The sequence below is a fragment of the Wenzhouxiangella psychrophila genome (assembly GCF_042310375.1).
Lineage (GTDB): Bacteria > Pseudomonadota > Gammaproteobacteria > Xanthomonadales > Wenzhouxiangellaceae > Wenzhouxiangella.
Genome location: NZ_JBHJMQ010000004.1, coordinates 105,012 through 128,323, shown reverse-complemented (window position 1 = coordinate 128,323; position 23,312 = coordinate 105,012). Strand labels below are relative to the sequence as shown.

General features: G+C 63.1%; 22 protein-coding genes. 18 read left to right on the top strand and 4 right to left on the bottom strand.

Going from position 1 to position 23,312, the window contains the following annotated elements:
* The first annotated feature begins 141 nt into the window (after nt 1-141).
* The gene (gene fusA / locus ACDC66_RS07200; RefSeq protein WP_376696016.1) at nt 142-2,184 is read left to right on the top strand and encodes an elongation factor G; all 2,043 of its coding nucleotides are present in this window, start codon (nt 142-144) and stop codon (nt 2,182-2,184) included.
* On the opposite strand, the gene coaE is transcribed toward fusA, so the two are convergent.
* The gene (gene coaE, locus ACDC66_RS07195; protein ID WP_376696015.1) at nt 2,147-2,797 is read right to left on the bottom strand and encodes a dephospho-CoA kinase; all 651 of its coding nucleotides are present in this window, start codon (nt 2,795-2,797) and stop codon (nt 2,147-2,149) included. The genes fusA and coaE overlap by 38 nt on opposite strands.
* 168 nt (nt 2,798-2,965) lie before the next feature.
* Between coaE and ACDC66_RS07190 the strand changes: the two genes are divergently transcribed.
* Nucleotides 2,966-3,604, top strand: a complete 639-nt coding sequence (locus tag ACDC66_RS07190) for a response regulator (RefSeq protein ID WP_376696014.1) — start codon at nt 2,966-2,968, stop codon at nt 3,602-3,604.
* A gap of 53 nt (nt 3,605-3,657) precedes the next feature.
* Here the strand turns inward: ACDC66_RS07190 and ACDC66_RS07185 are convergent, their stop codons facing one another.
* The gene (locus ACDC66_RS07185) at nt 3,658-6,159 is read right to left on the bottom strand and encodes an Rne/Rng family ribonuclease (protein WP_376696013.1); all 2,502 of its coding nucleotides are present in this window, start codon (nt 6,157-6,159) and stop codon (nt 3,658-3,660) included.
* A 640-nt stretch (nt 6,160-6,799) separates the two neighbouring features.
* Between ACDC66_RS07185 and ACDC66_RS07180 the strand changes: the two genes are divergently transcribed.
* The 13 genes from ACDC66_RS07180 (at nt 6,800) to ACDC66_RS07120 (ending at nt 20,401) form a co-directional block, all read left to right on the top strand.
* On the top strand, nt 6,800-7,729 hold the full coding sequence (locus tag ACDC66_RS07180) for an RluA family pseudouridine synthase (RefSeq protein WP_376696012.1): 930 nt from the start codon (nt 6,800-6,802) through the stop codon (nt 7,727-7,729).
* A 20-nt stretch (nt 7,730-7,749) separates the two neighbouring features.
* On the top strand, nt 7,750-8,994 hold the full coding sequence (locus tag ACDC66_RS07175) for a lipoprotein-releasing ABC transporter permease subunit (RefSeq protein ID WP_376696011.1): 1,245 nt from the start codon (nt 7,750-7,752) through the stop codon (nt 8,992-8,994).
* On the top strand, nt 8,987-9,670 hold the full coding sequence (gene lolD / locus ACDC66_RS07170) for a lipoprotein-releasing ABC transporter ATP-binding protein LolD (RefSeq protein ID WP_376696010.1): 684 nt from the start codon (nt 8,987-8,989) through the stop codon (nt 9,668-9,670). Before ACDC66_RS07175 ends, lolD begins: the two co-directional genes overlap by 8 nt.
* Before the next feature lie 3 nt (nt 9,671-9,673).
* Entirely contained in the window at nt 9,674-11,950 is a 2,277-nt protein-coding gene (locus tag ACDC66_RS07165; RefSeq protein WP_376696009.1) for a DNA internalization-related competence protein ComEC/Rec2, read from the top strand.
* Between the two features lie 103 nt (nt 11,951-12,053).
* Nucleotides 12,054-12,674, top strand: coding sequence for a MotA/TolQ/ExbB proton channel family protein (locus ACDC66_RS07160; RefSeq protein ID WP_376696008.1), 621 nt, complete (start codon nt 12,054-12,056; stop codon nt 12,672-12,674).
* An 11-nt stretch (nt 12,675-12,685) separates the two neighbouring features.
* Complete coding sequence (locus ACDC66_RS07155; RefSeq protein ID WP_376696006.1) at nt 12,686-13,105, top strand: ExbD/TolR family protein; 420 nt, start codon at nt 12,686-12,688, stop codon at nt 13,103-13,105.
* Nucleotides 13,102-14,856, top strand: coding sequence for a lipid A export permease/ATP-binding protein MsbA (msbA, locus tag ACDC66_RS07150; RefSeq protein WP_376696005.1), 1,755 nt, complete (start codon nt 13,102-13,104; stop codon nt 14,854-14,856). Before ACDC66_RS07155 ends, msbA begins: the two co-directional genes overlap by 4 nt.
* Before the next feature lie 6 nt (nt 14,857-14,862).
* Complete coding sequence (gene lpxK / locus ACDC66_RS07145; protein WP_376696004.1) at nt 14,863-15,852, top strand: tetraacyldisaccharide 4'-kinase; 990 nt, start codon at nt 14,863-14,865, stop codon at nt 15,850-15,852.
* Complete coding sequence (kdsB, locus tag ACDC66_RS07140; protein ID WP_376696003.1) at nt 15,849-16,586, top strand: 3-deoxy-manno-octulosonate cytidylyltransferase; 738 nt, start codon at nt 15,849-15,851, stop codon at nt 16,584-16,586. The genes lpxK and kdsB overlap by 4 nt, the downstream gene beginning before the upstream one ends.
* A gap of 52 nt (nt 16,587-16,638) precedes the next feature.
* Nucleotides 16,639-17,106 carry a low molecular weight protein-tyrosine-phosphatase gene (locus ACDC66_RS07135; RefSeq protein WP_376696002.1) on the top strand — a complete coding sequence of 156 codons (468 nt, stop codon included), beginning with the start codon at nt 16,639-16,641 and terminating at the stop codon, nt 17,104-17,106.
* The gene (uvrC, locus tag ACDC66_RS07130; RefSeq protein WP_376696001.1) at nt 17,103-18,914 is read left to right on the top strand and encodes an excinuclease ABC subunit UvrC; all 1,812 of its coding nucleotides are present in this window, start codon (nt 17,103-17,105) and stop codon (nt 18,912-18,914) included. The genes ACDC66_RS07135 and uvrC overlap by 4 nt, the downstream gene beginning before the upstream one ends.
* A 62-nt stretch (nt 18,915-18,976) precedes the next feature.
* Entirely contained in the window at nt 18,977-19,537 is a 561-nt protein-coding gene (pgsA, locus tag ACDC66_RS07125; protein WP_376696000.1) for a CDP-diacylglycerol--glycerol-3-phosphate 3-phosphatidyltransferase, read from the top strand.
* Nucleotides 19,538-19,582: 45 nt separating this feature from the next.
* The gene (locus ACDC66_RS07120; protein WP_376695999.1) at nt 19,583-20,401 is read left to right on the top strand and encodes a class I SAM-dependent methyltransferase; all 819 of its coding nucleotides are present in this window, start codon (nt 19,583-19,585) and stop codon (nt 20,399-20,401) included.
* Between the two features lies 1 nt (nt 20,402).
* Here the strand turns inward: ACDC66_RS07120 and ACDC66_RS07115 are convergent, their stop codons facing one another.
* Both ACDC66_RS07115 and ygfZ read right to left on the bottom strand, forming a co-directional pair.
* Nucleotides 20,403-21,440, bottom strand: a complete 1,038-nt coding sequence (locus tag ACDC66_RS07115) for a phosphate/phosphite/phosphonate ABC transporter substrate-binding protein (protein ID WP_376695998.1) — start codon at nt 21,438-21,440, stop codon at nt 20,403-20,405.
* A 54-nt stretch (nt 21,441-21,494) separates the two neighbouring features.
* Nucleotides 21,495-22,301, bottom strand: coding sequence for a CAF17-like 4Fe-4S cluster assembly/insertion protein YgfZ (gene ygfZ / locus ACDC66_RS07110; RefSeq protein WP_376695997.1), 807 nt, complete (start codon nt 22,299-22,301; stop codon nt 21,495-21,497).
* Nucleotides 22,302-22,321: 20 nt separating this feature from the next.
* Here ygfZ and ACDC66_RS07105 point away from each other — a divergent pair, with 20 nt between their 5' ends.
* Genes ACDC66_RS07105 through sdhD form a run of 3 tightly spaced genes read left to right on the top strand, consistent with a single transcriptional unit; the run spans nt 22,322 to nt 23,312 of the window.
* Nucleotides 22,322-22,525, top strand: a complete 204-nt coding sequence (locus ACDC66_RS07105) for a DUF1674 domain-containing protein (RefSeq protein ID WP_376695996.1) — start codon at nt 22,322-22,324, stop codon at nt 22,523-22,525.
* A 29-nt stretch (nt 22,526-22,554) separates the two neighbouring features.
* Complete coding sequence (sdhC, locus tag ACDC66_RS07100; protein ID WP_376695995.1) at nt 22,555-22,932, top strand: succinate dehydrogenase, cytochrome b556 subunit; 378 nt, start codon at nt 22,555-22,557, stop codon at nt 22,930-22,932.
* On the top strand, nt 22,929-23,312 hold the full coding sequence (sdhD, locus tag ACDC66_RS07095) for a succinate dehydrogenase, hydrophobic membrane anchor protein (RefSeq protein ID WP_376695994.1): 384 nt from the start codon (nt 22,929-22,931) through the stop codon (nt 23,310-23,312). The genes sdhC and sdhD overlap by 4 nt, the downstream gene beginning before the upstream one ends.

Here is a 23,312-nt window from a genome sequence, read left to right as displayed (position 1 = left end):
ACCGCAACCGGCGGCGCCGACCATACATTATGCCCGACCCACTCCAATACGGGACAATGGCAAACCCTTGCCCAACCATTTGCCGATTGACTTGTTGCTGAATTAGGATGCAGCAACAGCTGCCGCTTCAAGGAGACGAGCATGGCGGAGCACGATACCGGTTCGATACGAAACGTGGCCCTGCTGGGTCACGGCGGTTCGGGCAAGACATCCCTTGCGGAGATGCTGCTGGTCAAGGCGGGTGTACTGGGTGAACCCGGCTCGCTCGAGCGCGGCACGACCGTTTGCGATTCCGATCCACTCGAGAAGGAACACCAGCACTCGCTGAACTCGGCCATTGCCTCGCTTTCGTTCGAGGGCGCGTACATCAACCTGCTCGACACCCCGGGAGACCCGGATTTCCGGGGGCAGGCCCTGGCTGCAATGGGTGCCGCGGAGACAGCGGCAATCGTCGTCAATGCGACAGCCGGTATCGAAATGTCGACCCGGCGCTTGATGCGCCGCGCACGCCAGCGAAAGCGATGCCGCATCATCGTCATCAACCGAATGGATGCCGAGGGCGCCGATCTCGAGCAACTGTTGATGGATATCCGCGAGGAATTCGGCGCGCAGTGCCTCCCCATCAACCTGCCAACCGACAACAGCGCCACCGTCCGGGACTGCTTTTTCAAGAGCGATGGCGACACCGATATCTCCTCGGTGGCCGAGGCCCACACCGAAATCGTCGACCAGGTCGTGGAAGTCGACGAGGACCTGATGTCTCGCTATCTCGATGGCGAGGAAATCGACCCGCAGGCGCTCCACGACGCATTCGAAAAGTCGCTGCGTCAGGGGCACCTGGTGCCGATCTGCTTTACTTCGGCACTGACGGGGGCCGGCTGCGGTGAGTTCCTGCGTTTGTGCCGGCATCTTCTTCCGAGTCCACTGGAAGGAAATCCGCCGCCGTTTCGAAAAGGCCCCGACGGCGAACGCGTTACGGCCAGTCTCAAGCCCGACGACCATGTACTGGCCCACGTGTTCAAGGTCAGCAACGACCCGTTTGCAGGAAAGCTCAGCATCTTTCGCGTCTACCAGGGCACAGTGAAGCCCGATACGCAGCTCTACGTCGGCGAAAGTCGCAAGCCCATCAAGGCCGCGCATCTCTACCGCATCCAGGGCAAGGAACATATCGAGATCGACGAGGCTGTTCCCGGCGACATCTGCGCCCTGGGCAAGGTCGAGGAAATTCATTACGACGCAATACTGCACGACAGTCACGACGAAGATCACTACTACCTGAAACCGATCGATTTTCCGCAGCCGATGTTCGGCCTGGCGGTCGAAGTGACCAGCCGCGGTAACGAGCAAAAGCTGGCCTCCGCCCTGACGCGATTGGCCGAGGAGGACCCGTGTTTCGTAGTCGAGCACAACCAGGAACTCAACGAGACCGTTGTCCGCGGTCTGGGCGAGATGCATTTGCGCGTGATGCTCGAGCGCATGAAGCAGCGCTACAACGTGGACGTCGAGACCCGCAATCCGCGTATCGCCTACCGTGAAACCATCACCCGGCCGGCGGAAGGACACTATCGCCATAAAAAACAGACCGGCGGAGCCGGTCAGTTCGGGGAGGTGTTCATGCGAGTACGCCCGCTCGGTCGCGGTGAGGGTTTCGTGTTCCGGTCGGAAGTCGTCGGTGGTTCCATTCCTTCCAATCTGATCCCTGCAGTCGAGAAGGGCGTGCGCCAGTTGCTCGATGAGGGAGCGATTGCCGGGTTTCCGCTACAGGATATCGAGGCCGTGGTTTATGACGGCAAGCACCATCCCGTCGATTCGAAAGAGGTGGCTTTCGTGATTGCCGGCCGCAAGGCCTTCCTCGACGCCGTTCGCAATGCCGGGCCGCAGGTGCTCGAACCGGTAGTCGAACTGGAAGTCACGGTTCCTGACGGCGCCATGGGTGATGTCACCGGGTCGCTCGCATCCAAGCGAGCACGTATTCAGGGCACCGACAGCCTGAGTGGCGGCATGACGAGTGTCTCGGCCGCCGTGCCGCTATCGGTGCTGGCGGAGTTTCCGACTGAACTCAAGAGCCTGACCGGCGGGGAAGGGCGCTACACCATGTCTTTTTCGCACTACGAAGCTGTACCGGCGGGTGAACAGGCAGATCTGGTCAAGGCGTTCGAGGCGGGCGCGAGCGACGACGACTGAGCGTCAGCAGACGCTCGTGCAGTTCGTCGGTGGCCTGAACCAGATCGTCGAGCGATCCGCTGTTGTCGATAACGTCCGTCGCCACGGCCAGGCGTTCGGAACGGCTTGCCTGAGCCGACAGCATGGCTTCCGCCTGGGCCTGGTCGACACCGTCGCGCGCGAGCAGTCGCTGGATCTGCAAGGACTCCGGCACGTCGACGACGACGATGCGGTCTGCGTCCCTGAACAGCCCCGATTCGATCAGCAGCGGAACCACCAGCACAACGTAGTCAGCGTCGTGGTGCCGATCGATCTGCCGACGGGACTCACGTTCGATAAGCGGGTGCAGGATGGCTTCCAGGGATTCGCGTTGCGCGGGTCGGGCGAAAACGCGTTCACGCAGGGCGGGCCGGTCGAGCGCGCCCGATGCGTCCAGGATTTCCGGCCCGAACGCATCCACGACCGCCTTCAGACCGGCGCTCCCGGGGGCTACGACCTCGCGCGCGATCAGGTCGGTATCCACGACTGGCGCGCCCAGTTCAGCCAGCCGATTCGAAACGCTCGTCTTGCCGCTGGCAACCCCGCCGGTCAACGCAACCAGCAGAGGTCGATGATTTTTAACCGAATTCTGCATTGTGTATGTGTGCCTCGATTGGTGTTTTCGAGCTCGCCGACAATGCCCCGAAGCGCAAGCGGAAACGTTCTTCACTCAGGCATCAATTTGCGTTAGTGTAATTTATGGAAACTTCTGTAATCAGGAGTTTCCCGGGGGGACGGTAGTTCGCAACATGGGGACAGTTAATTGACGGATATTCTGATTGTCGACGACCACGACCTGGTCAGAACAGGACTGAAGAACATTCTTGCCGGGGAGACCGGCCTGGATGTGGTCGGGGAGGCATCGACCGGAGAAGATGCCATACGGCTTGCGCGCAAGCTTGAGCCCGACCTGATTCTGATGGACGTGGGCCTTCCGGGGCTCTCCGGGCTCGAGACCACCGAACGGATTCTCAAGGCGCAACCCGACACGCGTGTGATCGTGCTCACTGCGCACAGCGAGCCGCCGCTACCGGCCCGCCTGCTCGATTCCGGCGCGTCCGGCTACCTGACCAAGGCTTGCGATGCCGGGGAGTTGCTGCGTGCGGTGCAAAAGGTCGCGCAGGGCGAGCGCTACATTGGTGCCGACATCTCGCAGCAACTTGCGATTTCGCTGCTACCGGGTACACCGCAGTCGCCCTTCCAGGAATTGACGGGGCGCGAGCTCGAAATTGCACTGATGCTGACGCAGGGCATGAAAATGCAGTCCATCGGGGAGGTGCTCAACGTCAGCCCCAAGACGGTGGCGACCTACAAGTACCGGATTTACGACAAGATCGGCGTCGGCAGCGAAGTCGAATTGCTGCGCATGGCCCTGCGCCACGGACTCGTTTCGGAAGTCTGAATCCGCCATGTCCAGGGCTGCGGTGCAGCCCCGAACGGTGGCTTCAGGCTCGATCAGTCACTGTCCTTGAGACGGTAGATGCCGCCGCCTTCGGGAATAGCGCCTGATGAATCCTTGCGCTTGGCATCCCGGTTGTCAGCCGGGCTGTCCGACTGACGGTCACCTTGGCCAGTCGTTGAAGCGCCCTGACCGTCTTCCTTTTTTGGCCCGCGTTCAGGCTTTGACTCAGCCTTCGAGTCGGGCTTCTGCTCGGGCTTCTGCTCGGGCTTCTGCTCAGGCTTCTGCTCGGGCTTCTGCTCAGGCTTCTGCTCAGGCTTCTGCTCAGGCTTCTGCTCAGGCTTCTGCTCAGGCTTCTGCTCAGGCTTCTGGTCCGGCTTCTGATCCGGCTTCTGATCCGGCTTCTGATCCGGCTTCTGATCCGGCTTCTGATCCGGCTTCTGATCAGGCTTCTGATCAGGCTTCTGATCAGGCTTCTGATCAGGCTTCGAGTCGGATTGCGAGCCAGGCTTCGGTTTCTGATCGGAGTTGCTGCCCTGATCCCGGGGCTGTCCCTGGTTCTGGGCCTGATCGTTGTTACCCGAACGACTACGACGCTTCTTGCCGCCACGACGACGACGCTTCTTTTTCTTCTTGCTGCCGCCGTCGGGCGCGTTGTTGTTGTCGGCTGGCTTCTGGTCACCCGGCTTGCCGTCCGACGGCTTGCCGCCGGTTTTCTTCTTTTTACCGCGCGACTGGGATTTCTTCTTTTTCCCAGTGGGTTTTCCCTGATGACGATGCTGGCTGCCGACCGCCTTGTCGGTGCGCTTGCCACCGTGTTTCTGCGGGTGCGGCCGGTCGTGCTTGCGCTCCTTGCGCTGGTCTTCGTCGTCTCCGAGCAATCCGCCGAACAGGGACTTCAGCCAGGCAACGAAGCCGCCGCGCTTTTTGGTTGGCGTGGGCGCAGGTCCCGTTCGCTGAATGCCGCTGACGGCTGCAGGCTGGGGTGCCGGCCCGGGCTGCACTTCGGCCTGAGCGGGCAGTGTCTCGACTTCTTCCCCGCTGGGCAGGGCGTAACTGGGCTCTTCGATCGATTCGCTGGTGCGCAAGCGCTGGATTTCGAAACGCGGCGTTTCGATCCAGCGGTTGGCCACGATGGTGATTCCGACCTTGGTGCGTTCCTCGATCTCCTCGGCAGCCTGGCGCTTTTCATTGAGCAGGAAATTCGCCACTTCGATCGGCGCCTGAACGATCACCCGCGATGTGTGCTCCTTCATGGACTCTTCTTCGGCCAGTCGCATGATCGAAAGCGCGAGTGATTCGATCGATCGGATAGCCCCATAGCCGTCGCAACGCGGGCAGGTGGTATAGCTCGATTCGCCCAGGGACGGTCGCAAGCGCTGGCGCGACATCTCGAGCAGGCCGAAACGCGAAATTCGCCCGATCTGCACGCGCGCCTTGTCCATTCGCATGGCTTCACGCAGGCGACTCTCGACTTGCCGCTGGGCGTCCTTGCTCATCATGTCGATGAAATCGATGACGATCAGCCCGCCGAGGTCGCGGATTCGCAACTGACGGGCAATTTCGTCGGCCGCTTCCAGGTTCGTCTGGAGCGCGGTTTCCTCGATGTCGGCACCCTTGGTTGCGCGCGCCGAGTTGATGTCGATCGACAGGAGGGCCTCCGTGTGATCGATAACCACCGCACCGCCGGATGGCAGTCGCACCTCGCGCGCGAACGCGGATTCGATCTGGCTTTCGATCTGGTAGCGGGAAAACAGCGGCGTATCATCACGGTAAATCTTCAGCTTCCGCAGGTTGTGCGGCATGACCTGCTGCATGAACTCGCGGGCGTCCTCGAATACTTTTTCGTCGTCGATGAGGATTTCGCCGATATCGTCACGCAGGTAGTCGCGCAAGGCGCGAATGATGAGGTTGCTTTCCTGGTAGATCAGGAACGGTGCCTTCTTGCTGCCGGCGGCTTCCTGGATCGCGCTCCACAGCTTCAGCAGGTAGTCCAGGTCCCACTGCAACTCATCGCGCTCGCGCCCCACGCCGGCCGTGCGCACGATACAGCCCATGCCGCCGGGAATTTCGATTTCCTTGATCGTGTCGAGCAATTCCTTGCGCTCGTCGCGCGTGATCTGGCGGGATACACCGCCGGCTCGGGGATTGTTCGGCATCAAGACCAGATAGCGACCGGCGAGTGAGACAAAGGTGGTCAGGGCCGCACCCTTGGTGCCTCGCTCTTCCTTGTCGACCTGGACGATGACTTCCTGGCCGCCCTGGACTGCATCCTTGATTTCGACACGTTCACCGGATTCCAGTGCCTTGACGGCGGTGTCGCTGAAATACTCCCGGCTGATCTCCTTCATCGACAGGAAACCATGCCGCTCCGACCCGAACTCGACGAAACAGGCGTCGAGACTGGGCTCCACCCGCGTGATGCGGCCTTTGTAGATATTGGATTTTTTCTGCTCCTGGGCAGGGACCTCGATATCGAGGTCGAGCAGGGTCTGGCCATCGGCAATGGCCACGCGCAACTCTTCGGGTTGAGTTGCGTTGATCAGCATGCGCTTCATTATGTTGTTCCTCCGGCGCTCCCGACCGCCACGGGCAGCCGTCTTCGGGCGGGTGATGCCGGACTTCACCCTTCTCCGTGACGCGGAGTCGGGCGGGTAAACCAGCCTGGATCAATTGTCACCGGGCGATATGGCCCGGGCACTTCGCCGAGGCGCCGCAAGTGCTGCGACGCAGTCTGGTTCACATGCGGCCGCGCGAGGCGCTGGCCTGCATTATCTGGCATCACATCCGGAGAGACCTGCATCGGCCGGTCCGGGAGCGCATATTCTTCGTTTCCGGCCGCCGGTTGCCTCCGAGTGAATCGGGCATTGGCGGCACGCATTGTCACCTGCCGCGACCGGATCGATTCGATCCGGATCGTCGTGCAATTCGATGTTGTCCTCGAATGGACGGCTCCCGGTCTGCGTTCGCCGGCCGGGAGTTGAGCAAATGGTTCCAGTGGCGAATGCCGCGTGACCCGTATCTGGCCTTGCCAATGCCGCTTGTGTCGGTATCGGCAGATGTGTCAGCATCCGCGATCGGGTTCATGCGGGTCCGGTGTCAACTACGATTACAAAACCGCTCAAGACCACGCATGCACCTGATACGCATAGTTTATCATTGATTGTTTAGCGACGATAGCGGGAAGACAGGCGCTTGATGAATGACAGTACCCCGGGGCGCAGCGTGCGGCACGTTACCGTCAGCGACGATCGCTCCGGCCAGCGGCTGGACAATTTCCTGATGTCGGAACTGGGTTCGGTACCCCGCAGCCTGGTCTACCGGCTGGTTCGCACCGGGCAGGTCCGGATCAATGGCCGGCGCGCCAAGCCGATGAAGAAGCTCAAGGCAGGCGACGAGGTGCGAATTCCACCGGTCTCGACGAAGGCGCCCGAGGATCGCCGGGTGCCCCAGGGCATGATCGACCGGATTCGCGTCTGCATTATCGAGGAAAATGATGACTTTATCGTCCTCGACAAGCCTGCCGGCGTGGCGGTGCAGGGCGGCAGCGGTCTCCAGTGGGGGCTCATGGACGTGCTCGCACGAATGGGCGAGGGGTATCGGCCGGTGCATCGTCTCGATCGATCGACCAGCGGCCTGCTGGTCGTGGCGCGTAATCACCGCGCCGCGCGCGAGCTGCAAAAGTCCTTCGCGAACCAGGCCGTGGAAAAACATTACCTGGCGTTGATGCAGGGCGAGCTGGCACAGGAGAGCGTGACCGTGACCGCGCCGCTGAAAAAGATTCGTGATGCGAGCGGTCAGCGTCGGATCATCGCCGCGCCGGACGGCCAGTCGGCCGTGACTCATTTCAAGCTGCTCGAGCGCGTCAATGGGTACAGCTACGTCGAGGTGCGCATCGAAACAGGCCGCACGCACCAGATCAGGGCCCATGCCGCCAGTATCGATCACCCGCTGGCCGGGGACGAGCGGTACAATCAGCGTCCGGCTCCGCCCGGACTCAAGCGGCTGTTCCTGCACGCGCACTGCCTGAAGTTGCCCTGGCCGACGGAGCAAGTCTTTTCGGCGGCTCTGCCCGACGATCTCTCTGCGGTGCTTGACGAACTTCGTTCAGCCCAGCGCTCGGCCTGAAAACAGGAATCCTCTAGCGAATGTATCAACCCCTGAGCATTTACGTCGGCCTGCGCTATCTCCGCGCCAAGCGGCGCAATCATTTCATCTCTTTCATTTCGCTCATTTCCATGGGCGGTATTGCCCTGGGCGTGATGGTGCTGATCACCGTGCTGAGCGTGATGAACGGCTTCGAAAAAGAGCTCCGAGAACGCATTCTGGGCATGATTTCGCATGCCACCATCGAAGGCTACGAGCGCCGGCTTTCCGACTGGGAGTCATTGCTCGAGCAGGTTCGCGAGCATCCGTCCGTCGTCGGCGCCGCGCCCTATGTCGAACAGGAGACCCTGATCAAGGGGCGGGGAACGGCCGGCGCCCAGGTTCGGGGCATTGATCCCGACCTCGAGCCCAGCGTCTCCGAAATCGACGAAGTGATGCGTCATGATGGCGTCACGGCCCTGGTGCCCGGGGAGTGGCGCGTCATGCTTGGCTCCGGCCTGGCCTCACGACTGGGTGTGCGCGAGGGCGATTCCGTCACCATCTTCGCGCCGGAGATCCGGGCGACCCCGGCCGGCGTGGTGCCGCAGGTTCGGCGCTTCGAGGTGGCCGGCATCTTCGAAGCCGGGGTACAGCAGTACGACACCGCGCTGGCCGTCATCCATTACCGCGACGCCCAGCGGCTGTTCCGGATGAACGACCAGGTCGGCGGCATCCGCCTGAAGTTCGACGACATGATGCAGGCGCGCTCGATCGCCTGGGAATTGAGCGATCAGCTCGGCGGGGCTCACAGCGTTCGCGACTGGACGCAGCAGCACGCCAATTTCTTCCGCGCCGTTCGAACCGAGAAAACCGTGATGTTCATCATCCTGTCGCTGATTATCGCGGTCGCGGCATTCAACATCATCTCCACCCTGGTGATGGTGGTTACCGACAAGCAGGCCGACATCGCCATCCTCAAGACCATGGGGCTGGGTCCGAGAAAAATCATGGGCATCTTCATCGTCCAGGGATCGTTGATCGGCATCATCGGCACGCTTGCAGGCATCGTCGCGGGCGTGCTCCTGGCACTGAACGTCGAGCAGATCGTCGCCTCGCTCGAGCAATTCCTGAGCACCGATTTTCTCTCCGCCGAGGTCTACTACATCAGTGACCTGCCTTCCGAGTTGCGATGGGAGGACGTCGTGAAATTCGGCTCGGTGGCCCTGGTGCTTTCGTTGCTGTCGACAATCTACCCGGCGTGGCGGGCCGCCCGAACCGAACCGGTGGAGGCCCTGCGCCATGAGTGATGTCATCATTCGCACCGAGGGCCTGACCCGGACTTTCGTCCAGGGGCCGACTGAACTGAACGTGCTGACCGGCGTTGATCTCGAGATCCGAAGGGGTGAACAGGTCGCCATCCTGGGGGCGTCCGGGGTCGGCAAGAGCACCCTGTTGCATCTCCTCGGTGGGCTCGACAAGCCGACCGCCGGTACGGTGGAGGTCGCCGGTGAGAACATGGCCAAAGCCGACGAGGCCCGCCGCGCGGCCCTCCGGAACCGCCATCTCGGTTTCGTCTACCAGTTTCACCATCTGCTGCCGGAATTCACCGCGCTCGAAAATGTGGCCATGCCGCTGCTGATTGCCGGGCGCAAGGCGACCGAGGCAGAGGCGGAAGCGACCGCGCTGCTCGAACGCGTCGGTCTGGGCGATCGCCTGACCCACAAGCCCGGCGAGCTGTCCGGCGGTGAAAGGCAGCGTGCCGCTGTGGCTCGCGCGTTGATCAACAGGCCGGACTGCGTGCTCGGCGATGAACCGACCGGCAATCTCGACGAGCGCAACGCCACGCAGGTTTACGAGTTGATGCTCGAGCTCAACCGGGAATTCCGGACCAGCGTCGTCCTCGTCACTCACGACCCGCAGCTGGCCGGCCGCATGGACCGGCGCCTGGAGATGACCGGCGGTCAGCTCGTGCCCATCGACTGACCGATGGGCCGCGGGGGCGGGCGTCTGGCACTGGCGTTTGTCGGCGGCTGCCTGCTGTCGTCCTGGTTACCCTTTCTGCCCGGCTTCGGCGTCCTGCTGTTGCTCGCGGCAATCTCCGGTGTCTGTTGCGCTTTCCGCGCCACCCGTCTGGTGGGGCTCTTTGTGCTGGGCGGATTGTGGTTTTCCGGCAGTGCCCAGTGGCAGCTCGACCAGCAGTGGCCGGCTTCGCGTGCCGGCGAGGTCGTGACGGTGTCCGGCACGATTACCGAATTGCCGCAGCGCCACGGGCAGAGTGTGCACTTCACGCTGGGTGTCGACAGCGATGCCAGTCCGCAGGGTGTTCCCGAGCGCATCCGCGTGCGCTGGTACCGCCCGTTTCGCCGGCTGGAGCCGGGCAGCCGATGGCGCATGGACCTTCGGCTGACACCGCCGGCCGGCCGGGATAACCCGGGTGGATTCGACTATGAGCGCTACTTGCTGTCCAGGCGTATCGGTGCGGCGGGTAGCGTGCGCGGCCGGCCCGGGCTGCTCGACGACGATCCGGGCAAGCACTGGCTGGACCGGCAACGTCAGCGACTGTCGGATATCACTCAGTCGGAAACGGTCGACCTGGACGTCGCTGCACTCAAACGCGCGCTGGGTGTCGCCGACCGCTCGAGCATGCGGCCCGAACTTTCCGAGCTTCTGCGCCAGACCGGCACCGCGCATCTACTGGCGATCTCCGGCTTGCATATCGGCATGGTGGCCGGCCTGGCCGGGTTCCTTGCAGGCTGGCTCTGCGCGCCGCTGGCCCTGATTTTCGCGCGAGCTGACCGCAGGAGGATTGGCGTTGCGCTCGGGTTCGCTGCCGCCCTGGGGTATGCGGGCCTGGCCGGATTCACGCTGCCGACACAGCGCGCCCTGGTCATGCTGGCAGTCCTGGCCATTGCACTGCTCAGCCGTCGCGCCGTCGCGCCGGGGCGGGCGCTGATTCTGGCCCTGCTCGCAGTACTCCTCTTCGATCCCCTGTCCCCCTTGTCGATGGGGTTCTGGCTTTCTTTCGCAGCCGTGGCCGTATTGCTCTTTGCCTTCGCCTGGCGACCTTCAAGGCCGGGACAGTGGCTGTCCGGACTGATTCGAGCGCAGGCCGTTTTGATGATTGGCCTGCTGCCGCTGAATGTCGGGCTGTTCGGCCAGCTGGTCCCCGGCGCATTCCTGGCGAACCTTGTCGCGATTCCCGTAATGGGCCTGCTGGTGTTGCCGGCGCTGTTGCTGGACGTGGTCACCATGCTGGCGGGCCTCCCGGCCACGCCCGTGGGCGTCCTGGCGGATGGCGGGCTGGGCGTGCTTCTGGGATTCCTGGAATGGGTGCACGGACTGTCCGTGGCGCACCTCTCGCTGTCGGGCGGGACGAACTGGGCGCTGCTTTCAGCCGCGGTGGGCGTCATCTGGTTGATTGCACCCCCGGGCTGGCCGGCGCGGGCCCTGGGCGTGGCGCTACTTCTGCCCCTTCTGTGGCCGGCTCGCGACTCGCTCGGGCCCGACGAGCTGGAGGTGTGGTTTCTCGACGTCGGTAACGGTCTCGCGGTAGTCGTGCGCAGTGCCGATGAAGTCCTGCTCTACGACACCGGCCCCGGTGACGGTGAAGGCGGCGACGCGATCTCCGGAATCCTCCCGGATGCGCGGCGGCAGCTGAATCTCGGCCCGGTCGACCGGGTCGTGGTCTCGCACGACCATCGCGGCCATTCGGGTGGACTGGCGTCGGTGGTTGATGAAGACACGCTCGTCCACGGAAGTGGCATCGACAACGCCCGGCCTTGTGTCGCCGGCGAAGGGTGGCGCTCCGGTGCCTGGCGTTTCCAGTTCCTGCATCCCAGCTCCGGCCTGCCGGATCTGGGGGGCAACTCTTCCTGTGTCCTGCATGTCAGCGGCCCGGGCGGCAGCCTGCTCTTGACGGGCGGTATCGACGACGATGTCGAATCGCGTCTGGTCAGCGAGTGGGGCGGGCCGCCGTCCGACGTCCTGCAATTGCCAGGCGGCGGGCATCGCGAAGGCAGCAGTCGGGCATTTCTCGCAGCGGTCGACCCGGACATCGCCGTTGCATCCGTTGCCCGCCATGACCGCTTCGGTCGGGTTCATGCCGAAACCCGTGCACGCCTGATCTCGAGCGGAATCGAATGGATAACAACCGGTCGCTGCGGTGCGCTACGCATATGGTTCCGGCCCGGAGCGCAGCCACAGCTCGAGTCGATGGCGACGACCAGTCCGCGTTTCTGGAAACATCGTCGGGGCTGCCCCTGAAGCACCGGCCAGTCGTTTGCGACAAGATTCCAACGCGACGCATGCCGGGCAAACCCGTTATCATGCGCGCTGGACATGCTGAAGGTCGGAGCAGACTCCCAAAATGCTCGAAATCGTTGTCGCGGGTGGATGGTTGATGGTGCCGATTCTGGCTTGCTCCATCATCGCTGCCGCCATCATCATCGAACGGTTCGTGAACCTGCGCCGCAAGCGGGTGTTGCCTGTCGGCGTTCTCGACCGGGTCCGGCAATGGGCGGCGCAGCGCGAGCTCGACCGCCAGCATATCGAGCAGCTCAAGCGCTCGTCGGCGTTGGGCCGTGTCCTCGCCGCGGCATTGGTCAATCGACGGCGCGAGCGCGAGGTGATCAAGGACGCGGTCGAGGATACCGGCCGGCACGTGGTGCACGAACTCGAGCGTTTTCTCAACACGCTGGGCACGATTGCCGGTATCACGCCGTTACTGGGGTTGCTGGGCACAGTGATTGGCATGATCGAGGTCTTCTCGGCCATCATGCTTCACGGCGTGGGCGACCCCAATGAGCTGGCCGGCGGCATCTCACAGGCCCTCATCACCACGGCCGCGGGCCTCACCGTGGCCATTCCAAGTTACTTCTTCTACCGGTATTTCCGCGGACTGGTCCGCACCTACGTGGTCGACATGGAGCAGCAGGCCATCGAGTTGCTGCACACCATCGAGCGCAAGCGCCCGCAGGCTGCCGGCTGACGCAATCGGTCATGAAACTGCAGCAGGATGAAAACGAAGAGCCGGAGATCAATCTCACGTCGCTGATCGACGTGGTCTTTCTCCTGTTGATCTTTTTCATGGTCTCGACCACATTCGAGCGCCAGGCCATGCTGCGCCTGAACCTGCCCGAGGCGAGCACCGCAGAGACGGAAACCGTGCCCGAGATCGTGGAATTCATCGTCACGGATGATGGCCGGCTGTTCGTGGGGGACCAGGAACTGGTCGACGCGCGCCAGGCGACCGTTCAGGCCGCCATCGCCGAACAATTCGGGGAAACGCCCGAGGCCGTGCTGGTCGTACGGGCCGATGCCGAAGCACCGCACCGCCTGGTGGTGATGGTGCTCGATTCGGCCGCGGCGGAAGGCATTCGCCGGGTCAGTATCGCGTCGGTCGAGGGCGATTCCGAATGAATGCACCGTCCAGCATGACCGGCGGGCAGGTGTATCGCCGCCTTCTCGGCATGGTGCTCAAGCACCGGCTGATCTTCGGTTTGGCTTTGTTTGCGGTAGCCCTGGATGCGGCCGGCCAGGGACTGTTCTTCTACCTGCTGCGGCCGCTGATCGACGACACCATTGCCAATCCCAAACCGGATTTCAATTATGTCCTGCCGGCGCTGGTGTTCCTGTCGCTGGTCCTTCGCGTCATCGGCAATTTCGGCGGCGAGTTCGGCATGCAGTGGGTCGGGCGAAAGCTGATTGCCGACCTGCGCAACGCGCTTTTCGACCGCTACCTGGAACTGCCTGCTGCCTACTTCGACCGAGAGTCGTCCGGACAGATGATCTCGCGCGTGACCTACAACACCGAGCAGGTGGCCGAGGCGGCGACCAAGGCGCTGATCGGCGTCTCGCGCGACGTCATGACGGTTATCGCGTTGTTCGGCGTCATGCTGATCCAGTCCTGGCGCCTGACCCTGTCGCTGCTGTTGCTGCTGCCGATCATCGCGGTGATCGCCTACTTCATCAGCCGTCACTTCCGCCGCATCTCGACCAATATCCAGGACTCGATGGGCGATGTCACCCACATCACCGAGGAGGCCGTCAACGGCCACCAGGTCGTCAAGGTATTCGGTGGGCAGCAGCACGAACGCGACAAGTTCCAGGGCATCAACGAGAGCAACCGAAAACTGCACTTGCGCCTGGTCGGCACGCAATTGCTTTCGTCGTCGCTGGTACAGATGGCCGCCGGTGTCGCGCTGGTGGTGTTGCTGGTCGTCGCCGCCAGCGAGTTGATGGGCGATACGGTCACGGCCGGCATCTTCATGTCGGTGCTGGCGGCGCTGGCCGCCACCATTCCGCCGCTCAAGCGGCTGACCAAGATGCATGTGACGATTGAACGCGGCGTTGCCGCGGCCGACAGCATTTTTCGAGTGGTTGATACGCCGGGAGAGACAGACACGGGCCACTACGAACCCGAGAACGTGCGCGGCGACATCCGCTTCGAGAACGTATCGTTTTCCTACCCCGATGCCAGCGACTCGGCGCTGGTCGACCTGGACCTGCATATTCCCGCCGGCAAGGTCACCGCCTTGGTGGGGCGTTCGGGCTCGGGCAAGAGCACGATCGTCAAGCTGCTCCCGAGGTTCTACCAGCCGTCCTCGGGCCGCATTCTCATCGACGAAGTCGATATTCGCGATTTCAAGCTCGCGGCGCTGCGGGACCGAATCGCCCTGGTCAGCCAGGACGTCGTCCTGTTCAACGACACCATCGGGCGCAATATTGCTTACGGCGCCCTGGCCGATGCCAGCCGCACGCAGGTGGAGGAAGCCGCCAGGGCAGCCCACGCCATGGAGTTCATCGAACGCCTGCCGCGCGGCCTGGACACCCCGATTGGCGAGGATGGTTCGCTGCTCTCGGGCGGCCAGCGCCAGCGCATCGCCATCGCGCGCGCCGTACTCAAGGACGCACCCATCCTGATCCTCGACGAGGCGACTTCCGCACTCGACGCGGAGTCCGAGCAAGCCGTCCAGGACGCGCTCGAGGAATTGATGGTCGACCGGACCACCCTGGTTATCGCGCACCGCCTGGCTACTGTACAGATGGCCGACCAGGTGGTCGTGCTTGATCACGGGCGTGTCGTCGAGTCCGGCTCGCACGCTGAATTGCTTGAACGTGACGACGGCCTTTACCGTTACCTGCACCGGCTCCAGCTTGCCGGTGTCTGACCGGCAGTGAAGGCGCGACTGGCGGGGTACCTGACCGGGCTGTGGTTCTCACGGCAACGCCCCCCCTTGTGGCTTCGAGCGCTCGTTCCCTTCTACCGCTTCCTTGCTGTCCGTCGCGGACGCGTGACCAAAGAGCGACCGTCACGCCCGGTCATCGTGGTTGGCAATATCACGGTCGGCGGCAGTGGCAAGACGCCGGTCGTTGCCGCGCTCGCGAAAATGCTCCGGCACGCGGGCTATGCACCGGCGGTCATCAGCCGCGGCTACGGCGGGCAGGGCGGCGATGAGCCCCGGGCGGTTACACCCTCCAGCGATCCTGAAGCCGTGGGGGATGAACCGGTTCTCCTGGCGCGACGGGCGGGTTGCGCCGTTTGGGTCTGTCGCGATCGTCGTGCCGCGCTTTCGGCCGCGCTCAGCGGGGGCGCTGATGTGGTCCTGTCCGACGATGGGCTGCAGCATTCGCGCCTGCCCAGGAGCTACGAGATCTGCGTGATCGACGGATTGCGCGGCCTGGGAAACCAACGCCTGCTGCCCGCCGGACCTTTGCGCCAGCCGATCGAGCGACTCTCATCGGTCGACCAGGTACTCATCAAGGAGGCAGGGAAGCATCACGGCAAACCGGCGAGTCTCGGCACACCCTTTGCCGTCGCACCGGGACGGCTCTATCGCCTGGGTATACCGGAAGACAATGCGGCCGCGCCGCTCCAGTCGCAATTCGACGCGGTGTGTGCAATCGGAAATCCGGACAGTTTCTTTTTGCTGCTCGAAGCCCTGGGCTATCGCTTCCGCCCAAGGCCGTTCCCGGACCACCACGCGTTTTCTGCTGCTGAACTTTCAAGCTACCCGGGGCCGCTGATCGTGACCGAAAAGGACGCGGTCAAACTCGAGCGTCTGGGCAATCTGCCCGAGACCTGGGTGTTACCGATCGAGGCAAAGCTGCCGGAAGCAGCGAGCCAAGCCGTTGTGGCGCATGTGCGAGAATTCAGGGCATCATGACTGAATTCCATATCCTGATTCCGGCTCGCCTGGCCTCCACGCGCCTGCCGCGAAAGCCGCTGGCCGATGTCGCCGGTCGCGCCCTGATCCTGCGCGTATGCGACCGGGCTCGCAGTGCCGGGGCGGCGAGCGTGCACGTGGCCACCGACAGCGAGGAAGTGGCCGATCTGGTGCGCGCCGACGGCGGTAGCGTCGTCATGACACGACCGGATCATCGATCAGGTACGGACCGACTCGCCGAAGCTGCTTCCGGACTGGGTCTTTCCGGCCACGATATTGTCGTCAATCTCCAGGGTGACGAACCGGAGATGCCCTCTGCCTGCCTTCGCCAGGTGGCCGCCTTGCTCGAGTCACAGCCCGAAGCCCGGATGGCAACGCTCTGGCGCCCGATGATCGACGAGACCGAATGGCGCAATCCCAACGTGGTCAAACTGGTCGCGGATGACCAGGGCAGGGCGATGTACTTCTCGCGAAGCGCAATTCCGCACGTGCGCGAAGGCGATTGGCCGGTCTCCGCTGCCAGGGCCCATCTCGGCCTTTATGCCTACCGCGTGCGTGCGCTTGAACAGTGGCGGACACTGCCGGCTTCGGAACTGGAAAGCCTGGAATCGCTCGAACAGTTGCGTGCGCTGGCCGCCGGCTGGGCCGTTGCCTGTGCGAAGGCGGTCGAGGATGTGCCGGCGGGCATCGATACGCGGGAGGACCTGGCGGCCGTGGCGGCGCGTTTTCGATAAGCGAACCGCCACCAATGGATAATGCTCGACCTTAAGTTAATGATGTAATGCCATGAAAAGAATACTTTTTGTCTGTCTGGGGAATATCTGCCGCAGCCCAACGGCCAAGGCGGTTTTCGACTGGAAGCTGCGCCAGGCGGAACTGGTGATCGAGACCGACTCGGCCGGCACCACCGGCTATCACGCGGGCAGTCCGCCCGATCCCCGCGCGCAACGCATCGCCCGGCAATGGGGACTGGATATCAGCGCCGAGCGGGCGAGGGTCGTCACCCCGGAGGACTTCTCGCGCTTCGACGCCATTTTCGTGATGGACCGATCCAACCTCGAGGATCTCCGGGCCCGGCAGCCGTCGGACAGCGGCGCTCGCCTCGACCTGGTCATGAGCCTGGCACCCGACTACGGCATCGAGGAAGTACCCGATCCTTACTATGGCGGCGTGGACGGCTTCCAGCGCGTCATCGATATGCTCGAAGTCGCCGCCGATCGCCTGGTCGAGGATCTGCGTACAGCGCGGCAATGAGCGATTTCGACGGCCGCGCTTTCGCTAGAAGCCTGAGCACCGGGCCCGGCGTCTACCTGATGCGCGATGCCGGCGGCAAGGTGCTCTATGTCGGCAAGGCGCGCAATCTGCGCCGCCGGGTGGCCAGCTATTTCAGCCGCAAGGACCTCGGCCCCCGGCTCAATCTGCTGGTGCGCAAGGTCGACAGCATGGAAGTCAGCCTGACCCGCACCGAAGCCGAGGCGCTGCTGCTCGAGAACGAATGGATCAAGGCGCATCGACCGCGCTTCAACGTCAACTTGCGCGATGACAAGAGCTATCCCTGGATCCGGCTCGAAACCGCGCACGACTATCCACGCATCGGCTTCTACCGCGGCAGCCGCAAGCCGCCGCACCGCTACTTCGGACCGTTTTCCAGCGCTGGCGCCGTACGCGAGGCGCTCAACCAGATCTATCGCCTGTTCGGACTGCGCCAGTGCCGCGATACGGTGTTCGAGAATCGCAGCCGGCCCTGCCTGCAGTATCAGATCAATCGCTGCAGCGCGCCCTGCGTTGGCTATATCAGCAAGGAAGAGTATGCCGCGGACGTGCGTGCGGCCGTTCAGTTTCTCGAGGGCCGCAGCGACGAAGTCATCGAGCATCTCGGCGATCGGATGGAGCAGGCCTCACGAGCGCTCGAGTTCGAGAAGGCGGCGGCCTATCGTGATCGCATCCAGGCGGTACAGCGCGTGCGCGGTAGTCAGTTCGTGACCGGCGGAGCGGGCGAGACCGACGTCATCGGCATGCATGTCGAAGCGGGCAAGGCCTGTGTGCACGTGGTCGAGTTTCGTCATGGCCGCAACGTGGGCGGGCGCAGCTACTTTCCCGGCAACCTGCACGGCGACATGTCCGAGGCCGATATCCTGGGCGCCTTCCTGGGGCAGTACTACGCTGATCGCAATCCGCCGGCCGAAATCCTGCTCTCCCGGGAGCCGGTCGATTCCGCCCTCTGGGAGGAGGCATTGGGCTCACGCCGCGGGGCGCGCGTGGAGCTGTCCTGGCGGCTGCGGGGGCAACGAGCCGAATGGGTACGCCTGGCTGTCGCGAATGCCGGCGATGCCCTGCGCCGACGCCTGGCCGAGCGCGACCAGGTCGGCCGCGGGCTGGCCGCGCTGGCCGAAATGCTGGAAATGCCCAGTCCGCCCGAGCGCCTGGAATGCTTCGATATTTCGCATATCTCCGGCACCGAGACGGTCGGCTCGTGCGTGGTTTTCGGCCCCGGCGGCCCCGAGAAGAAGCAATATCGCCGCTTCAATATCAGCGGTATCGAGCCGGGCGACGACTACGCGGCCATGGAGCAGGTGCTGCGGCGACGCTATACCCGCGTGCTGGAAAAGGCCGACACCTTGCCCGACCTGGTCATTATCGACGGCGGCAAGGGGCAGCTCGGGCGCGCTCGCAAGGTCTTCGAGGAGCTCGGGCTCGATGCCATTCCGATGCTCGGCGTGGCCAAGGGAGCGGCGCGCCGTGCCGGACACGAACGATTCATCATGGGTGAGCGTGAAGCCGTGCCGGGACCGCACCACCCGGCATCGCACCTGGTCCAGCAGATCCGCGACGAGGCGCACCGGTTCGCGATCGCCGGCCATCGCAAGAGGCGGCAGAAGCGTGCCCAGGCTTCTCCGCTGGAGCAGGTGCCGGGGGTGGGGCCGAAGCGCCGCCAGGCCCTGCTCAAGGCATTCGGCGGTTTGCAGGGCATTCGCAAGGCGGGTGTCGACGAACTGGTGCGTGTCGGCGGAATCAGCCGTAAGCTGGCCGAAGCCGTCGTGGAACACCTCCACAAGCAATGATGTGTTCCGCTCAGTCCAATGTTGCGGGATAATGTGATGTTTTCCGGTTCCGGAGCGAATTCTTGCAGTTGACCATTCCGACACTGCTGACGTTGTTGCGCATCGTGTTCATCCCGGTGCTGGTGGTGGTGTTCTACCTGCCGTTCGATACGGCAAACCAGGTCACGGTCGGGCTGTTCATCCTGGCAGCGGTGACCGACGCACTCGACGGCTGGATTGCCCGTCGCTGGGGAATGACGAGCAGTTTCGGCGCTTTCCTGGACCCGGTCGCCGACAAGCTGATGGTGACCGTGGTCTTGCTGCTGATCGTTCAGCGCCATCCCGAAATCGGCATTGCATTATCCGCGGCCGTGATCATCGGTCGCGAGATCACCATATCGGCGCTGCGCGAGTGGATGGCGGCGCTCGGCGAGGCCGGGCGCATCAAGGTCGCCTGGGTAGGCAAGATCAAGACCATTTTGCAGATGGTGGCGATCGGGTTTCTTCTCTACGGCGAACCGCTGTGGGTCATCCCGGTACTGGAGATCGGCCGCTGGCTGCTGATCATTGCGGCATTGCTGACCATCTGGTCGATGTCGATCTACCTTCGCGCAGCCTGGCCGGCGATTCGCGAACAACCTTGAGCGGGCTGATTGGCCCCAGAGCTTTCAACCGGAGTCCGAATACCCATGTCCCGTACAAGCAGGAAACGAGTCTCGCTGGCCGAACAGGCCGATCGTCACACGCTTTACGAGGAGAGCGTTCAGGATCCGGAGTCGGAACTCGAGTTCGTGGCGGAAACCTTCGAGACGTTGAGCGGACGCCCGCTGGAATTCATTCGCGAGGATTTCTGCGGAACGGCCAATACGGCCTGCCACTGGGTGCGAAGCGGCCGAGCGCACCGTGCCGTGGCCGTCGACCTCGACTCGGCAGTGCTTCAATGGGGTCGTGAGCACCATCTGGAGGCCCTGACGCCCGAAGAACGCTCGCGGATCGAGCTGATCGAGGGCGACGTGATGACCGCCGAGACCGCCAGCGTGGACGCCCTTTTGGCGATGAACTTCAGTTATTACCTCTTCACGACCCGCGACAGCCTTCGCGCCTATTTCGAACGTGCGCGTGAGTCCCTGGTCGACGACGGCATCCTGTTTCTCGATGCTTTCGGCGGCTACGAGGCCCACCGCGAGCTCGAGGAACGTACCGAGTACGACGATTTCACGTACGTCTGGGATCAGGCCAGCTTCGATCCCATCCAGCACGCGATGACCTGCCAGATTCACTTCGAATTTCCCGACGGCTCCGAGCTCAAGCGGGCGTTCGAGTACCACTGGCGCCTATGGACACTGCCCGAGATCCGTGAGCTGCTGCAAGAAGCAGGCTTCTCCACGGTCGAGGTCTACTGGGAGGGTACGGACGAGGAAACGGGCGAGGGCGATGGCATCTACGAGCCAGCCGACACCGGCGATGCCGATGCCGGCTGGATCTGCTACCTGGTAGCGCAAAGATGAATCACAGCACCGAGTAAACCAGGCTCAGCCACTCTTCAAGCCCTTCGTACTGCGCGGGGCTGGCTTCCACGAACTGGTCGATGTCGAGCTCGTTGAGAGCGGCGAAATGCTCCTGGTCTTCGTGCAGGGCCAGCAATGCGTCACGGATTTCTTCCTGTATATCGGCCGGCACGTCGGGGCTGGCGGCGATGGTGACGCCCGGAAACTCCTGGGAGGTAAGTACGTTCGCCAGGTTGACGTAGCGTGACACCAGATTGTGCGGCACGACGGCTGCATCGGCTTCCTGCGAAAACACGATTTCGACGGCGTCCAGCCAGGAACCGGCGTTGGACTGGATAAGCGGCTGCTGCATCGGGTTGTCGAACCAGCTCGTCAGAATCAGGTAACCCAGGCTCGGTGCCGGCATGGTGGACACGCGCCGGCCGACGAAGTCCTGAACACTGGATTCGGCGTTGTCCATCGACGTCAGCAGGGAATAAGTGATTGGCTGGTTTGCGCGAACCAGAGGCGTGTATTCGTGCCGCTGCATGCGATAGTCGATCAGGTGCGGTTCCTCGAGGACCAGGTGAGGATTTTCGCCGCGCCGCGCACTCAGCCAATAACGATGATAATCCGGCGCGAGTTCCAGGTTGAACCGGTAGGGAAGGGCATCGTTGAGATAGTCCACCAGCGGGCGATAGACCAGCTCGGCCGTTTCAGGCGAAAAGATCGGATGCCCCTGGAAAGTGAAGGTTTCTGCCGATTCAGGCACTGCTTCGGCGGCCGTGGGCTGCTCCTGGCTTGCCGGCTCTTCCGAATCAGCTGTTACGTCCGGTGAGTCGTCATTGTCCTGGGGAGCCGCTTCCGCGGAATCGGCCTGTTCTTCTTCTTGCTGATCGGGGCCTTGTTCCTGCGGATCTTGAGCAGACGTTTGAGAGGCGGCCTCTGCGGCTTCTTGCGGAGCCTCGCCGGACTGATCCTGAGCTTCTTCCTGCGCCCAGATCGACCCGGCCAGGATCAAGCCGAAAACCAAACCCGCGAGCTTGATTGAAGTTTTCATTGAACAGACCCCTCTAAATTCATGATTTGCGGATTTCTTTTGGTGTTCCGGATGTTAGCACAGCCCTTCAGGCGGCGTCACTCGCGCAGAATGCGAGCGGTCACCGGCATGCAAAAAGACCTCACTCCCGTCTTCGATTCGGGTCGAGAGGACGGCCAGGCCGATCACCTCGCCGCTGAAGTTCATGCCGCCCAGGCAGTGCCCAACGCCGTTCCCGCCAGCGTCGGTCACTCGGGCATGGGCGGGGAAGTCGCTGGCGTCATTGCATTTCATGCCGACCAGCCTGTACTTGATCGAACCGCGGTAATGCAGCCGGGCGATGACTTCCTGCCCGGGGTAGCAGCCCTTGTCGTAGGCGAGGGCACCGAGTTCTTCCAGGCCCAGCCATTGCGGCAGGTGTTGCTGGCTGCTGGACGGATCCAGCCAGGGCAGCCCCCTGCACAAATCCAGCCGTTGCCAACGTTGCTGCATCTCGTCATCGGCGTGCGCCTCGGCATGTGCGCGCATGCCACGAGTCAAATCAATGGAGAGAGTGGGCATGGCCGGATCAGGCTGGAACGAGCCTGCCACCGGTCCCGGCCCGGAGATACGCACCTTTCGACCGATCGTGAATTGCCGAAGCCTCTCCCGAACCGTATCGACCTGGACAGCGGGAAGAACGAGGTCGACGCCATCTTCACTCCTGCGCGCCATCATGAAGCTGATGACTCTGCCCTTGGGATCACACCAGGCCGTCGGCGACCAGCGGTTATCCGACAGGCTTTCGATGCCGACGGTAAACTGCGATTGTGCATAGTCGAGGGCTTCCGGGCCTTCGATCGAGCACGAGCGGAGATGATTCAGGGAAAATTGATTAGACATGCCGGGTAAAATGGAGCGTCATGAGCGGTTACAATTCTACATCGTCAGGCACGAATCCAGATCAGCACGCTGCCGAAGCGGACCAGAAGCAAGGGAATTCCGATGAGTCACCGGTAACACAACCGGAGGTTGATCGGCCGCGAGAATTCGGCGGGCGCAAGAACGGTCTCGAGCCGACCCGTTACGGCGACTGGGAGAAAGACGGTCGCTGCATTGATTTCTGAGCTGGACTGCAACCGGGAGTACTGAATCCATGGTGACGGACAACCGCCCCCTTTCACCTCATCTGCAGGTATACCGCCCGCAGTTGACGTCGCTGACCTCGATCGCGCATCGATTTTCCGGGCTGTTGCTCAGCCTCGGCATGGTCATGGTCGTCGCCTGGCTGGTGGGTCTCGCCGCCGGCCCGAGCGCCTTCGAAGCCGTCAACGCCTGGCTGGGCAGCGCGCCGGGCCTGGTTCTCCTTTTCGTCTGGTCGGTTGCGCTTTTCTACCATCTGTTCAACGGCATCCGTCACCTGCTCTGGGATGCCGGCTGGCTGCTGGAACTCAGGGGCGCTTACGCTTCGGGCTGGTTGGTGCTGGCGCTCACGGTCGCACTGACGGCCATCGTCTGGGGAGGCCTGTTGTGAACCAACTTCGCAATCCACTCGAGCGCGCACACAACCATGGCTCAGCCGGCGACGGCGTTGGGCATTGGTGGGCGCAGCGACTGACAGCGATCTTCCTGGTCGCGCTGACGTCCTGGTTGCTGTGGGCCCTGGTTTCTCTCGTCGGCGCCGACCACACAGCCGCGTCGACATTCATCGCCCATCCGGTCAATGCCGTCATGGCCATCCTTTTCGTGGTGGTCGCCTTTCACCACGGCCAGCTCGGCCTGCAGGTCATCATCGAAGACTACGTTGATAATCGGGCCGTGGAAGTATTCCTGATGGTGGCCATCAAGGCATTGGCCCTGTTCGGCGGCCTGCTGGGCGCACTCGCCATTCTCAAACTGGCTCTGGGAGTCTGA